At 41.1% G+C, this 15,669-nt stretch carries 11 protein-coding genes and 2 tRNA genes; 6 read left to right on the top strand and 7 right to left on the bottom strand.

The genetic code is table 11. From position 1 onward, the window contains the following. Window positions 1–25 precede the first annotated feature (25 nt). A complete protein-coding gene (locus IC619_RS07500; RefSeq protein WP_191140070.1) occupies window positions 26–1,717 on the top strand; it encodes a phospho-sugar mutase in 1,692 nt (563 codons plus the stop codon). 44 nt (window positions 1,718–1,761) lie between these two features. Here IC619_RS07500 and IC619_RS07495 read toward each other — a convergent pair whose 3' ends face one another. Next, window positions 1,762–3,105, bottom strand: a complete 1,344-nt coding sequence (locus IC619_RS07495) for a glucose-6-phosphate isomerase (RefSeq protein ID WP_191140069.1) — start codon at window positions 3,103–3,105, stop codon at window positions 1,762–1,764. 346 nt (window positions 3,106–3,451) lie between these two features. Between IC619_RS07495 and IC619_RS07490 the strand changes: the two genes are divergently transcribed. Further along, window positions 3,452–4,264, top strand: coding sequence for a DUF3153 domain-containing protein (locus IC619_RS07490; protein WP_191140068.1), 813 nt, complete (start codon window positions 3,452–3,454; stop codon window positions 4,262–4,264). A gap of 49 nt (window positions 4,265–4,313) precedes the next feature. Next, the gene (locus IC619_RS07485; protein WP_191140067.1) at window positions 4,314–6,320 is read left to right on the top strand and encodes a CorA family divalent cation transporter; all 2,007 of its coding nucleotides are present in this window, start codon (window positions 4,314–4,316) and stop codon (window positions 6,318–6,320) included. Between the two features lie 34 nt (window positions 6,321–6,354). Here IC619_RS07485 and tsaA read toward each other — a convergent pair whose 3' ends face one another. Continuing rightward, window positions 6,355–6,828 carry a tRNA (N6-threonylcarbamoyladenosine(37)-N6)-methyltransferase TrmO gene (gene tsaA / locus IC619_RS07480; RefSeq protein ID WP_213260842.1) on the bottom strand — a complete coding sequence of 158 codons (474 nt, stop codon included), beginning with the start codon at window positions 6,826–6,828 and terminating at the stop codon, window positions 6,355–6,357. A 78-nt stretch (window positions 6,829–6,906) separates the two neighbouring features. After that, window positions 6,907–8,016: a PQQ-binding-like beta-propeller repeat protein gene (locus IC619_RS07475; RefSeq protein ID WP_191140066.1), complete on the bottom strand. Its 1,110-nt coding sequence runs from the start codon at window positions 8,014–8,016 to the stop codon at window positions 6,907–6,909. A 351-nt stretch (window positions 8,017–8,367) separates the two neighbouring features. On the opposite strand from IC619_RS07475, the gene IC619_RS07470 reads away from it, so the two are divergent. Further along, on the top strand, window positions 8,368–8,523 hold the full coding sequence (locus IC619_RS07470; RefSeq protein WP_191140065.1) for a hypothetical protein: 156 nt from the start codon (window positions 8,368–8,370) through the stop codon (window positions 8,521–8,523). A gap of 191 nt (window positions 8,524–8,714) precedes the next feature. On the opposite strand, the gene IC619_RS07465 is transcribed toward IC619_RS07470, so the two are convergent. Together IC619_RS07465 and IC619_RS07460 are read right to left on the bottom strand one after the other, a co-directional pair. Next, a tRNA-Glu gene (locus tag IC619_RS07465) sits at window positions 8,715–8,784 on the bottom strand. Then, window positions 8,783–8,855: transfer RNA gene (locus IC619_RS07460), tRNA-Ala, on the bottom strand. The genes IC619_RS07465 and IC619_RS07460 overlap by 2 nt, the downstream gene beginning before the upstream one ends. An 89-nt stretch (window positions 8,856–8,944) precedes the next feature. Between IC619_RS07460 and IC619_RS07455 the strand changes: the two genes are divergently transcribed. Next, the gene (locus IC619_RS07455) at window positions 8,945–10,024 is read left to right on the top strand and encodes an SDR family NAD(P)-dependent oxidoreductase (RefSeq protein WP_249669741.1); all 1,080 of its coding nucleotides are present in this window, start codon (window positions 8,945–8,947) and stop codon (window positions 10,022–10,024) included. Window positions 10,025–10,083: 59 nt separating this feature from the next. Here IC619_RS07455 and dapF read toward each other — a convergent pair whose 3' ends face one another. Continuing rightward, window positions 10,084–10,908 (bottom strand): diaminopimelate epimerase, encoded by an 825-nt coding sequence (dapF, locus tag IC619_RS07450; protein ID WP_191140063.1) that lies wholly within the window; start codon window positions 10,906–10,908, stop codon window positions 10,084–10,086. A gap of 22 nt (window positions 10,909–10,930) precedes the next feature. Beyond that, a complete protein-coding gene (locus tag IC619_RS07445; protein WP_191140062.1) occupies window positions 10,931–13,639 on the bottom strand; it encodes a calcium-translocating P-type ATPase, SERCA-type in 2,709 nt (902 codons plus the stop codon). 146 nt (window positions 13,640–13,785) lie between these two features. On the opposite strand from IC619_RS07445, the gene IC619_RS07440 reads away from it, so the two are divergent. Further along, window positions 13,786–15,498: an Rqc2 family fibronectin-binding protein gene (locus IC619_RS07440; RefSeq protein WP_191140061.1), complete on the top strand. Its 1,713-nt coding sequence runs from the start codon at window positions 13,786–13,788 to the stop codon at window positions 15,496–15,498. Window positions 15,499–15,669 lie beyond the last annotated feature (171 nt).

Here is a 15,669-nt window from a genome sequence, read left to right as displayed (position 1 = left end):
AAATTCAACTTGGAGGAATCCTGATATGCATACCAGTTATTTGGAGTGGCTACAGCATCCCTTGTTAGATACTGAAACACGTGACGAACTGAAGTCACTAATAGACAAACAGGAGATTGAAGACCGTTTTTATTGTCATCTTTCCTTTGGAACTGCTGGTATTCGAGGTATGCTCGGAGCGGGGACAAATCGAATGAATAAATACACAATTCGCCGTACTACAACCGGTTTTGCACAATACTTACAAAAAATGGATCCTAACGTAAAGACAAAAGGGATTGCGATTGCTTATGATTCTCGCCATCAATCTCCATTTTTCGCCCATACGGCTGCCGAAGTGCTTGCTTATCATGGGATTCGTGTTTTTTTATTTTCTGAGTTACAACCTACCCCACTCCTTTCTTATGCAGTACGTCAATTAAATGCCGCTGGTGGAATCGTCATCACAGCAAGCCATAATCCACCCGAGTATAACGGTTTTAAAGTGTATGGACCAGACGGTGCACAACTACTGCCCGCTTCAGCTCAAGCCATTTTAAGCGAAATCAATTTAATTGAAGATATGATTTCTCTCCCTGTTCTTCCCTTCACAGAAGGCTTAGAGCAAGGATTGATTCAATTTATATCCCCTACAATCGAAGAACAGTATATGAAGCAATTAGAAAACTTATCCTTGCGAAAAGACCGTATCTATGCGATGCGAAACACATTCAAAATCGTCTTTACCCCTTTACATGGAACAGGAAACAAACCTGTACAGAAAATCCTTTCACGAATCGGTTTTCAACATGTGTACGTGGTAGAAGAGCAAGCACACCCCGATCCTGATTTTCCAACTGTGAAAACACCTAATCCAGAAGATCCGGCTGCATTTGCGCACGCACTCCAGTTGGCACAAAAACAAAAAGCGGATATCGTTATCAGTACGGATCCTGATGCCGATCGTCTAGGTGCGCTCATTCGACATCAAAACCAATACATTCCGTTAACTGGAAATCAAATCGGTGTATTACTCCTCTACTATATATTAGAGCAAAAACAACAACAAAAAACATTATCCCAAAATGCCACAATCTTGAAATCGATCGTTACGACCGATTTCACAGAGAAGATAGCATCCCATTATGGCGCCAAAACCGTTAATCTGCTCACTGGCTTTAAATATATTGCTGAACGGATCGCACATTTTGAAAAAAGTGATGCAGAAACCTTTTTAATGGGATTTGAAGAAAGCTATGGCTATCTCTTGGGTGACTTCGTTCGTGATAAAGACGCTGTGCAAGCCGCTATGCTTATTTGTGAAATGGCCGCCTATTATCAGTACCAATCTCAAACCTTAATCGATGTACTGGAACATTTGTATCAACAATTTGGTTACTATCAAGAAACGTTAATCTCTTATACGTTTAAAGGGAAAGAAGGCTTGGAGAGAATCAATCAAATCATGATCCAGCTGAGAGAGCACCCTCCAAAGCAGATTGCAGCGATGAAAGTGACACAGATCGAAGATTACCAAGCTGGCTTACATGATCTTCCTACAGCAAATGTGCTGAAAGCATATCTAGAAGATGGAAGTTGGATAGCGATTCGACCATCGGGAACGGAACCCAAAATCAAATTTTATATCGCTACAGTAGCACCTACGATGAAAACATCGCGAGACAAAATTACTTCGATGCGCCAATTTATACAAGATAGGATCGGCGCAGAAAAGTAAATATGATAAGCAAGCAGACGAACGATTCTCGTCTGCTTGCTTATTTATAAACGGTTCTCCAGCTGATCCTTCAAACGCTCATAGCCTGGTAGTCCCAGCAATGCATACATATTCTTTTTATACGCTTCTACTCCCGGTTGATTAAATGGATTAACACCTAATAGATACCCGCTTAAACCACATGCTTTTTCAAAAAAATAGATCAGCTCTCCTACAGCGTAAGCGGTAAGCTGTTCAAGTGTAATGGCTAAATTGGGGACGCCTCCATCAACATGAGCAAGCAGCGTCCCTTCATATGCTTTCCGATTTACAAAGTCATAATCTTTTCCAGCTAGTTGATTCATCCCATCCCTATTTTGTTGATCTTCGGGAATCATGACGGGCTTAGAAGAACGGTTCACAAAGATGACGGTTTCAAATAAATGTCGACGTCCCTCTTGAATATACTGGCCCATCGCATGCAAATCTGTAGTGAAATTGACAGAAGATGGGAGTATCCCTTTCTGATCTTTCCCTTCACTTTCACCAAATAGTTGTTTCCACCATTCACAAAAAAAAGTCATTTGCGGATGATAATTAACTAATAATTCATTATTTTTTCCTTTTTTATATAATAAATTACGTATCGCAGCGTATTGATAACATATATTTCTGCTAATCGCAGGATTTCGATAGGCATTCACACCGGCTTGCGCTCCTGCCATCAACTCCTCAATATCAATACCTGCTACCGCTATTGGAAGTAATCCTACCGTTGTAAGTACGGAAAATCGCCCTCCAACATCATCTGGTATTGTAAATGTTTCATATTTTTTTTCATCAGCTAATTGTTTGAGTGCACCTTTTTCGGCATCTGTTGTCACATAGATTCGTCTGCGTGCTCCTTCCACACCATAACGCTTTTCCATATATGCACGCAACACGCGAAAAGCTAGGGCTGGCTCTGCGGTTGTTCCAGATTTTGATACCACATTTATGGCTACTTCATGATCTTCGATTAGCTCCAATAAATCTGCCATATAGTTACTGCTGAGATGATGACCCAGGTAGTATACAACGGGAAACTTGCGCTTTTGGGTTGGAAGATGCGCATAAAACAGGTTTGTAAGCATCTCAATCACTGCGCGTGATCCTAAGTAAGAACCGCCTACTCCGATCACCACCAAAATATTAGCCTGTTGCGCAATCGTCTCAGCTGCTTGCTTGACGCGATGAAACTCTTCCCGATCGTAATTAAAAGGCCAATCTACCCAACCTAGAAAATTTGCTCCCGCTCCAGTATGTTGATGTAACTGTTGATGTGCCAATAAAACCTGAGGCTCTAGTTGTTCCAATTCTTGCGCATCAAGCATGGCATTCGCATAGTCAAACTGTATGTCAGTAGTCATTAACCCCACCTCTCCAGCAGACATCAGGCGTCTTGATTTATGTGATATTTAATTCGAGATCATGCCCCTTCGCAAGTCCGCTTCATCTAAACCTTACGGTCAAACGTGTCGTCCCTTTCTTCCTTCAGGTTTTGGACTCCGTTAAGCGGCCCGAAACATCACACCCTTATTTGGGTTCATCAACACGACTGTCAGTTTATGTATAAACCACATGCGCATGAATTAGAACAAAAAGAAGTCATCACGGTTTAAAACCGCATATTTTCCATTCCACTCTTATCGAATGTACAATATTCCGATATAATGAACTAGGAATGTTGTAACTACTTAATAAGGGAGTTTTTAGATGTTTAGTCAACGTAAATGGTTGCGGGTCATCACTGCACTCATATTTGTGGTTATGCTAACTGGATGTGTCAATGCATCCATGCATGTCACCGTGAACTGGGATGGATCTGGTTCCTATGAGGTAAAGATCACCGCCAATGAACTAATTGCTAATCAATTTTACGATATTATTGATCGCCTAGAACAACAAGGTTATACGGTAAAAGAAGTGACAGAAGGTGAGGAAAAAGGTTGGATTGCCACGAAAGAAGTGGATAGTGTCGCAGACGAACCTCCAATGATCGATTTAGGAGAGGAAGCAGGATCTGCTTTGCACTTCTTCCAGAAGCGAACGGCATCAACAAGCAGTCAACAATACGCCACTGAAGATCCTTCATTCACTGACCTTGGTGAAGGTGTGAAAATGGAAAACAATCTTTTCACCACATCAATCACATTTGATGACCAAGTGGATCTTACGTCTTTAAGTGATACAGAAGGAGAACTAGGTGGCTTAGGTGATCTCGTCTTTAATCAAGTCAATTTAGATTTTATATTAACGCTACCACTAGCTGCAGATGATCACAATGCCACCAAGGTAAGTGAAGATGGTAGAACGCTCACATGGGAATTAAAGCCAGGTGAAATAAACCCCATACAAGTCACTTTAGACATACCAAACATCCTCACATGGGGCATTATCCTATTGGTTGTTTTCATCATGATTGTGGCCTTAATTGTATACCTCGTTTTACGCAGACGGAAAAAAAAGGATTCAAAACCGTCACCAAATCCCTCATCTAAACAAAATGATGAATTTAATTGGGATTAAACGACTGATTCATATCAGTCGTTTACTTCTGTAGAAAGGGAGGTTTGCTATGCGTTTTTCAGTCGCACTCGAACAATTACTAGAACAATGTGAGCAGATTAAGATACAGTTTGCATCCTCTAAAAATACAGCTTATGAAAATGAAATTTTGATCGGATATGGTAAAACGTCTGAAGGGGGCATGATTTTCAATCACAAAACAACCTCCACGCCATCGGTCACACAACTGGTTTATGAGGCTGATCGAAAGAAATTCCCTCCACAAATCGATTTCAAGCAAATGCATTTCTATATAGAAGACGCTTCAGCAGATAGCTGTCTCGCACTCATATTTCTCTGTTGTAAAATAATGGGCGTATCCACCCGTCAAATCCCTGAGGAATGGGTGGACTACATGAACAGGTGGGAATGTGGAGATAACAAATCTACTGGTGAACCGTTCTCTTCATGGGGTTGTTTATATCATGCATTGGCACAAGCTTACATCAACACAGACGAAGAGATCGATTCTTATGGCAACCTCATTACACATATGGACCAATCCCAATACTTACATGGTTTCTATGACTGCTTAAAACTAACCATTCAATTATTAATCGAGAAAGCTACTCCCTATGAAGTTCCTGTACTCGATCATATCGTCGAGTATAACAGTGCACTTGCCTTTCTCAAGTTTGAATATCAGAAGTATATACAAACTGTGCAAAAGGCTACGATTGTACAATTGGAGTTACCTCTGATCGATTCCAATCGCACCTTAATGGTAGATGCTTTTCTCGCCACCAATAATATACATATGGGTCTGCTTCGCTCTTTTTTAAGTAATGATCACGAACGTACTTGGCTACATTACGGGTTTAGTTTTATGGCGATTCACCGCCCCCAATTAAAAGGAACGGGAAAAGATATTGAAATTTCAGTAGAGCCACATTTAAATATCCATTTAAAAGATTTATGGCATAAGCTCGAAGCATTGGAAGAAGAAACTTGGAGTGTTAGCCGTCCTTGTCTAGAAGATAATAGTCCCTGTCAATCTTGGCAATACTCCTCTGATCAATATGACAAATTACATGCGCCTAAAAAAATAAATGCCACCACATATGGATCAAAATTAACATGGCGCCAAGTGGTATCAACGATTTGGGAACTCTACACCCCAGCCAAATCGATTCAAGTACGACCTTATCTGCAATCAGGAGATATTGGAGAAACGTGTGCGATCTATGCTTGTCCTCCTGTTATCTCCCATGCTATTTTAAAAAAACGTCTGGTAGCTGTTCGCTGGGACTCGATCAGTAGACAACAGATGCTCGTGACTACACCGAGTATGAAGCGCTATCTAGCTTTATGTGCTTCGGGCTTATACGAAGGAAAGGTCCCCCCCATTCACCCTTTGCCAACGGAAGGTCAATTTGATTTCGTAGAACTATCTTGTGGATTTGCTATCATTCATACACAAGGTATTTATATCCTTGATGATTGGAATAATGAGCAACTTGACATCTCTACCTATAAACAAGAAATCGAGCATGTTCTCGCTCGCTTAGAAGCCATCTATCGCATCACCAGTGAAATCAATCAGAAACTAGATGATGCACGTGCTAAATTGGTGCAGAAAAGAGAGCTAGCAGGAAGCTATCTCATCTCCCTACACCACTGGATCGCGGAACAAAAGTTAGTTTTGCGACGAACGATTTTGGGCACCATGTCCCAGTCACTCGATTATAATGTACAGCTCTTTCGTCAAACGGTGGAAAAGCGGTGGGGCTTAAATACACAGCTTCAAGAACTATATGACACCGTCTCAGAATTGGAGACGATCATCCGCGGATACTCTGAAGCAAAAACCAATCGAATGATTAACATGATCACCATCTTTGGTTTTCCACTCGCCTTATTTGGTGGTTTATTTGGATTTGTATTTGAAAACGTACCTAGCCCTGATTGGTTAGGCGTGCATTGGGCAGGTTTTTGCGTCTTTCTCCTCCTCTCAATCGTCAGTGTATGGGGACTTCGCCGTTATTTCACCAAATCGGTGAAAGAAAAATTGAAGTAAAAAAGCTTGTCCACTTCTGGACAAGCCTCCTCGTTCATACGTAATAGCGATCCATCAACGCTTTAGACCACTCCGGTTGCACAATTTCTCCTTTGGGGCCAAATTCTTTTAGATAGGGCTTAATATCTAGCACAGGCGTCTGATCAATCGCATCTAATGCTTGAACCGTTATCGTGAGCGCCTCCACCTTTAATAACCGACATCGTGACACCCCTAAGCGATTAGGTCTCGCCTTAGCCCGTTGACCAAAAATCCCCACCATCGGCCAATCTGTACGATTACGAGGATGTCGAGCGCCCGTTTGGATCTGATCTAATTTGACTTGATCCATATAAAAAATCACTTCTATATGTGAAAATTGCTCCAAGCCGTACAGTGCTTCTGCCGTGAATTGAACAGAATCAAGTTCAATTGTAGAAACAACAGATCCCCACAAGTCATCCACCATCTCTGTGCGCGGACTATGTACGATTCCGATTGGTTTCATTTGAATAGATTCGGTTTTCATAGATATCCCCCTTTTCTTTATTTATATCATATTACAAAAACTTTGGTTCTGGTCCTATGTGAAAGGCGACTCCATTTGTTATTGCCATTCAATCACTTGAATTTCTTGATCTGTAGCAACACGGATCTTATCTCCATCTCGATGCCAACCAAGTGCGAAGATATAGTCCCCATTTACTTTCATTTTCCGTTTAAAGTTTCCTGTTTCAGAGTCAAAGAAGAGAAGTTGTCCATTCGGAGCTGTGATGACCACTTCCGTCTCCCCTACTAAAAGCTTTCCTGCATATCCATTGTGAAAACGGCCCTCCACTACTCCTTCTTTTGACTCTGTAAATCTTGAATCTATTGGAACTCTCCATAATTCTTTACGCTCTTGCGCAGAAACCGCAATAAGTTCCCCAACGCAACCCACTGATGTATCTTGCGTTGGATTATCTATCCAAACTCTCCCTTTCTCTAGTGTACTAAACAAAATCAAATAGTTAGAGCTAGGATGATACCCTAGATCTGTAATATAGGAAAAGTTTGCTGACCATGCAAATTGACTCAATGGGCTTTCTTCAACCGTCTGTGAAGTTTTCTCACTACCCGCCAACCAGTTTGAGTAAAGATGGAGAAATGCATAGCCATCTAACCATTCATTCACAGCCAATTGTTGTTGATCGGGCGAAATCACCATTTGTTCGACATATCCAAATTCATATCCTAACATGTCATATTTGTTATAACCTAACTCTTTCCATGTTTGTGTGTGAATTTGCTCTGTTTCCATATTGATCCATACTAAGCCTTCTTGTTCATCAATACCTCCTGGATTCATATAACTTTCTACAAAAATCCACTTTCCATCGTGACTAATGCCAACTGGGCTTAAAAAATCACCATTTAAGTATTTATTTTTGATTGTACGAAGCAAGCTTAGATTTTCTACACATCGAATTTCTATCTGTTTGTCAACTGGATTAAATAGAACAAGCGATTTCCCGTCAGGAGCAATAGATACATCGCTGATTTCAGAAATTTGTATCTTCATTTTAAGTTGTGGAGTAGGTAGATAGCAGTAACGATCCAATTGACCACTCTCATGCGCAATGAACAATTCATCCCGCTCAGGATGTAATCGAACGATCTGCTTTTTGATATAGTATTCCAACCATTCTCCTAGCTCTTGTGGTACATGTTTACTCATATGCGTTCTCCTCTCAGTAATAAGATCCGTAATGTCAAAGATGTATAGGTAGGAGCTTTTAAGTTCGTCTACTTATACGATTAAACGATTTCTTTTTACGTGCCTCTACTCACTTTGTTAATTAGATCAGCGGTTTTTTCTCCACGTAATTGAGATCTATACTTCATCAAAACGGACCCTTTCGTCTTATCTCAATTAACAGGGCGCAATAAATCGAAAGAAGGAATTACACATATTGAGCCTTTCTTATCATACACAGGAGAAGTTTGGGTTGGTTCATCACCACTACCTGAGAAAACAAAGCGGGCGGTTTATATTTATTTCTCACCGGAGATGACGACAAGTGAAATCATGAAAGGCGTAGCTGTTGAGCAAAGAGGCAATAAGTGGATCTACGCGGGTGATATTCCACTAGATAATTATCCTAAGGTCAATTTTAAAGATGCAAAAATCAGTGCGCTAAAAGTAGCAGAATGGAAAGAGATAGAGGTAGAGGTAGAAGAGTAAGGGAAAATAAATAAAGCAGGCAAAGGATACTGAACTGGCCATGTATACTTGCTGATTCAAGCCATTTTAATCGGGACATAGTCCTTGCTTAACCTGATGAAGTAATGTTTCAGACTCTGCTAACCCGCACTCGCTCACAATCAAGACAAAAGAAAAAGCCATTCCCAGCATTTTTTATGCTAGGAATGGCTAGATACGGGGAGGCATAGGCCTCCATCTTCAGCTTGAAAGGCTGGTATTTTACAATTAAACTACCGCACCGCAGAGGAAGGCCTTTCACCTTCAACCTCTTGCTTGCAAGGCAAGCGCTCTACTACTTGAGCTACTCTGTACAACTATTGTAACTCATGATACTATTAAAGTAAATAAATATATTTTAAGTTTGAATAATCTAATTTATTTATTATACAAGGTGAGTATGATGACAACAACAAATAAAGTATTTCCATGCTATGTATGTAAACAACCCTTGCATCAGCCCCATTCCGATTACATGAAGCTTTGTATTTCATGTGGGGATTTGAATAAAGAGAAGAGAAACGCTTCGCACGATTTAAACGGTTACACCGCTTTGGTTACAGGCGGACGAACTAAAATTGGATACCATACCGCATTACGTTTACTGCGCGATGGTGCACGGGTAATCGCTACATCTCGCTTCCCCTATGATGCTATGAAACAATATATGAATGAACATGACTTTGATATTTGGCAAGATCGTATTCATATCTACGGGCTCGACTTTCGCTATGTGAACCAGGTCGAAGAATTCGCTTATTTTTTAGAGCAAGCGTTTTCACATATTGACATCATTATAAATAATGCTGCACAAACCGTCCGAATGCCCGAAGAAGCGTATCGTACATTACTTGAGAATGAATCTGTGATTAAGAATCAGCTGAGTGGACAGTCCATTCCTCAACTTCCCAAGCTTGAAAAAAGTGGTATAAACCCGATCTCAGAATCATTCTTGCCTTTAGAAATTCTAGCAAATGAAACTGAAGTCACCTCTAAAATGACGACTGAGCATCACTCTTGGATTGCTTTATCTGATCAAATTTCTTTAACTGAAATGCTAGAAGTTCAGTTAATCAATGTAACCGCACCTTTTTTATTAAATAGTCGCCTCAAACCTTCCATGTTGAGAAGTCCGCATAAAAATCGGTTTATTATTAATGTGACTTCGGTAGAAGGAAAGTTTAATGTAAAACGAAAAGGTAAAAACCATGTACACACGAATATGACAAAAGCTTCCCTAAATATGATGACACTTACCATGGCAAAAGAATATAAGAAACACCGCATTTATATTTCCAGTGTAGATCCAGGATGGGTATCCAGCCTTTTCCCAGAAAAACTAAAAGGAAAAAACACGGTACAACTTCCGCTTGATTTTATGGATGCAGCTGCTCGAATTTGCGATCCGATCTATGTAGGAAAAGATGATGACAAACCCGCTACTGGTGTCTATTTCAAAGACTTTATGCAAGTTGATTGGTAAAATATCGCAAATAAAAAAGTTAGTGTGGGATAGTATTCTTCCACACTAACTTTTTTTCTTTATGAACTTACCCATTCCCCTTCAAAAACAAAAGTAGCAGGACCAGTCATGTAAACTTGTTGATTCTCTTGGTTCCATTCTATCGTAAGCTCTCCTCCAAGCAGTTCAATTTGAGCTTTGGTTTCTGTTTGACCATTTAATACGGATGCGACGAGGACGGCACATGCTCCTGAGCCGCAGGCAAGTGTTTGCCCTACTCCGCGTTCCCAGACCCGCATTTGTATATCAGTAGCCGATCGAACTGTGATAAATTCAATATTGGCTCGGTTAGGAAATAAAGCATGGGTCTCCAGTAATGGCCCCCAAATTTCGATGGGAAATGTCGCTGCATCTTCTACTTCGATGACGATATGCGGATTCCCCATGGACACCGCTGTAAACCAAAACCTTTCGCCATTTACGTCTATAGATTGCTTTACGACACGCTCTAAGTCTAAATCCACTGGAATTTCGAGCCCTTGTAAAATCGGTTCTCCCATATTGACACAAACTTCATCTTCCGTCAGCGATACCGTCTGATTACCGATTCGGGTTTGAATCACTAATGTTTGCTTTGCTGACGAATTTTTTTCATAGTAATATCTACCGGCACAGCGGATTGCATTGCCGCACTGTTCTGTTACACTTCCATCTCGATTCAAAATGCGCATACCGAAGTCAGCATCGTCTACTGGAAAAAGCAGAACCAGACCATCTGCACCTATGCCAAAATGCCGATCGCACATTTGTATGGCTGTCTCTTCCCAAGCTTCCAATTGTGGAAGCTCGGGTAAATCAATTAAGATAAAATCGTTGCCTAAGCCATGCATTTTTGTAAATTTCATATCCTATCATCACCACTTTAAACTAAGAAATGGGCGCCTCTTTGTTTTGTTTTGTCAATTGTATACGGTTTTTTGGACGGAGTTGATCGATTAAACCAGCGACAAGAACGGGTAAGAAAGAAGTAACACCAACCAGAATCCATTCCCTTACTCCTAATGCAACCGTATGGAACAAAGGCTGTAAGGGTTCATAATACATAACTCCAATCAATAAAGCCGCTGATGAGATCACCGCCAGTACGAGTGGAACATTACTAAACGGATTCCGATGAAAGATCGTGCCAACTGATCTACAATCGAAAACATAAATAAGTTGCGCAAATACTAGAGTCGCAAAAGCAACCGTTTGTGCGCGTACCAAATCATGGGGTGCTTCCGAATAAGTAATCCAAAACGCAGCGAGTGAACACACCCCGATCAAGATTCCGCGTGTTACAATTTTCCACCCTATGCCACGAGCAAATATACTCTCCTTACTATTTCGAGGAAGTCGATTCATTGTTTTCTCTTCGGCTGGATCAACGCCTAGTGCCATTGCTGGCAATCCATCCGTCACGAGATTAACCCACAAAATTTGAATCGGCACGAGCGGTAAGGGCAAGCCTGCTAACATCGCAAAAAACATAATTAATATTTCACCGACGTTGCTTGCCAACAGGTAACTAATAAACTTACGTATATTATCGTATATACTACGTCCTTCTTCAATCGCAGAAACAATAGTCGAAAAATTATCATCTACCAAAATGAGCGAGGCCGCTTCTTTCGATACATCTGTTCCCGCAATCCCCATAGCTACACCAATATCAGCCGCTTTGATTGCAGGTGCATCATTCACACCATCACCCGTCATGGCCACAACATGGCCTGCGTGTTGGAATGCTTTCACAATGCGTAGCTTATGCTCAGGTGTGACACGCGCAAATACATCGATTTGCGAAATGTGTGAGGCAAGCTCCTCATCCGTCATATCATCTAAGTCTCTGCCGGTGATCGTTTTTCCTTTTGACTGCAACATACCTAACTGCTTGGCAATCGCTAACGCCGTTGTTTGATGATCACCTGTAATCATTACGGTTTTGATACCTGCTTGATGGCAAGTTTGAATCGCTTCCCTTACTTCATCACGCGGTGGGTCTATCATACCCGCTAGCCCCACAAAGATCAGCTTCCGCTCCAAAGCGGTATCACGATCCATTTTTTCATAACTTTCCAATTCGCGGTAAGCGAAGCCCAGATTTCGCAGTGCATTTTCAGCCATTTGCTCATTTTCAGCCATAATTTGTTCTTTCAAATTGGTGGTAAGAGGTGTGATTTTTCCTTTATACGACACATGCGTACAACGACTTAATAAGATATCTGGGGCACCCTTACAATAGACATATCGTTTCCCCTCGTTATTCTCTACTACTACAGACATTCGTTTTCGCGTTGAATCAAAGGGTATCTCTTTCATACGCTGATATTTTTGTTTAAGCCCAGCTTTTGCTGCAGCAACTAAGAGTGCACCTTCTGTTGGATCGCCATCTACTCGCCCACCTGCATGTAAGCTTGCATTGTTGCAATTCCCTGCAACTTCAAGAAGTCGAGCCAATGAAAAATGATTTTGTACCTGAATCGCCTGCTGATCACAAAGAAAACTTCCTTTTGGTTCAAATCCGCTACCCGTAACTTCATAGCGATGACCATCCGACCAGATATGCGTGACGGTCATTTTATTTTGAGTTAAGGTTCCTGTTTTATCGGAACAAACGACTGTAGCACAACCCAAGGTTTCAACCGATGGCAATTTACGCACAATGGCTCGTCTACGAATCATACGTTGTACACCCATGGCAAGTGCCACGGTTACAATCGCTGGTAATCCCTCTGGGATAGCGGCAACTGCCAAACTGACTCCAGCTAAAAACATCTTATAAGCATCGTGACCATGTAGAATGCCGGTTACAACAACTAAGGCTGTCAAAATCAGTGAAACACCAATTAATACTTTCCCTAATTGTGCTAAGCGCCTCTGTAAAGGTGTCTCCATTTGCTCTGTCGTTTCAATGAGATGAGCAATTTTTCCCATTTCTGTAGCCATACCTGTTTGCACCACGATGGCAACTGCCGTTCCTTGTATTACACTTGTCCCCATAAAGCCCATATTTTTTTGATCCCCAAGTGCGACATGGGATTGTATGATCACCTCGTCTGTTTTATTTACCGGTACCGATTCACCCGTGAGTGCTGATTCTTCTACATAACAATTTTCTGTTTGTATCAAACGGACATCTGCTGGAATGCGCATACCACTTTCCAGATAAATCACATCACCCGGCACCAAACTAGCCGCATCACATCGCTCCCATTTTCCGGATCGAAATACTTTGGCTGTAGGTGCAGACAATTTTTTCAGTGCCGATAAAGACCGCTCTGCCTTTATCTCCTGTGCAAAACCAAGGATGGCATTTAATATCACGATCGCGATAATGGCGATCGCATCTGTATATTCACCCAATATCCCAGATATCAGTGTGGCAACCATGAGTATAAGTACCATGAAATCTTTAAATTGATCGACAAAAATGCCCACCATCGATTTTTTTTGACCCTCTACAATTTGATTGGGACCCGCTTGTTTTGCACGTATGCGTACATCTTCATCATCTAAGCCTGTAGACGGATTCACACGAAAATGAGCGGCTACCTTTTCCGCTTCCCAATCTACCCAGCGTGCTGTATTTGCCAAATTGTTTCCCCCTTTGTCCCAACATCTTGATTCAATCTATTCAGACAAGCAAACAAACATACCAGTAAAATTGTGATTCCTTCTTGTCTTTAATTCCTGTAAGATGAAGGGTATAGTGATGAAAATGTATACAAAGGATGAATACAATGGCTTTTGATGGAATCATTACCCGTGCGGTTGTACATGAATGTCAACATAAACTACTGGGCGGCCGTATTAGTAAAATTTATCAACCGAGTGATTCAGACATCCTATTCGTCATTCGTGCCAAAGGACAAAATTACCGTCTTTTACTTTCCGCTCATTCCGCTTATGCACGCGTACACTTATCAGAAGCACCTTCGGATAACCCGCAAGAACCACCCATGTTCTGTATGTTATTACGTAAATTGGCTGAAGGGGCTATCATCGAAGCCATCGCGCAAGTTGAACTAGAGCGGATTATTCACATTGATTTTCGTGCACGAGATGAATTAGGCTATGAAGTAGTTAGGAGATTGGTCATTGAAATTATGGGTCGCCATAGTAATATTATTTTACTAGAACGCGATTCTTTACAGATTAGAGACGCGATCAAGCGTGTAAGTCCCGCAATCAGTCAATACCGTCAAGTCTTGCCCGGTGCAACGTATAAAGCGCCGCCTAATCAGAACAAGCTAAATCCACTCTCCATCTCCAAAGAAGCTTTCATCAGTGGTTTTGATTATAATGGCGGTCGTCTTGAACAACAAATCGTAAGTCGTTTTATGGGAATCAGTCCATTAATTGCCCGTGAAATAACAGAGCAGGCGGCCCTCAGTGATCGAGACGCACTCTGGACGTCATTTACAAATATAATGAGTCGTGTATCACAAAACGAATACGAACCGACCATTCTCATATCCCAAGGAAAGCAAATTTTCGCTGCTTGGCCGCTACGTATCAGTGAACAAACAACTCGGCAGTATCCTTCAATCAGCCAATGCCTGGAAGTGTTTTATCAGGGAAAAGCGGATCGTGATCGCATTAAGCAACAGACCCAGGACTTAATTCGCAAATTAAAAAATGAACTGGATAAAAACCGCAAAAAAATTAAAATTTTGCAAGCAGAGTTGAAAAATGTAGATAAGGCTGAGGCTTATCGGATCAAAGGTGAATTGATTACTGCTCACATCTATCAAATATCACGTGGTCAAGCTGAGATCACACTACCTAATTTTTATGAAGAAAATACACCTGAAGTTAAGATTCATTTAGATCCAGCCAGATCTCCTGCTGATAATGCGCAGCGCTACTTTAAAAAATATAATAAACTAAAAGCTTCTAAGAAATGGAATGAAGAGCAAATCGAAAAAGCAGCATCAGATATTCAATATTTGGAGTCTGTATGGGTCCAACTAGAAAACGCTTCTGTAAAAGATATTGAGCAAATTCGTGAGGAATTACAAGAAGAAGGTTGGCTTAAACGATCACGATTGCCCAAAAAGCGAAATAAAAAAGATATCCCTCAGCCTACAAAAGTGATCACTTCCACTGGTATTCCTATTTTTGTAGGACGAAATAATAAACAAAATGATTATGTGACCCATCAACTGGCTTCTTCCGCAGACATGTGGCTACATACCAAGGATATTCCCGGCTCACATGTGGTTATTCGTTCTAAAGAAGTCGATGAAACAACGCTACAGGAAGCAGCCATGTTAGCGGCTTATTTTAGCAAAGCGCGGCAATCTAGCCAAGTTCCAGTTGATTTCACTTTGGTTAAACACGTCAAAAAGCCCTCTGGAGCAAGACCCGGTTTTGTCATCTATGAAAATCAACAAACCGTATATGTGACTCCAAATGAAGAGCACGTGTTACAATTGCTCAAAAACACATAATTCAAAAGGAAAAAGCCAGCTCATTTATGGAGAGCTGGCTTTTTCCTTTTGAATTAATAAAGCTTTTTATCTTAATAAAGTACATAACGATTTGATCGAGGCTCGATGGTTATGCATGCCTTGCGAATAGGACAAACAAGCGTAAATTTCTCTATACAAAGGTATGTGAAA

Origin of the sequence: Polycladospora coralii (genome assembly GCF_014773435.2) — a bacterium.
Lineage (GTDB): Bacteria > Bacillota > Bacilli > Thermoactinomycetales > Thermoactinomycetaceae > Polycladospora > Polycladospora coralii.
The sequence above is the reverse complement of the archived record's forward strand: the minus strand, read 5'-3'. Positions and strand labels throughout refer to the sequence as shown.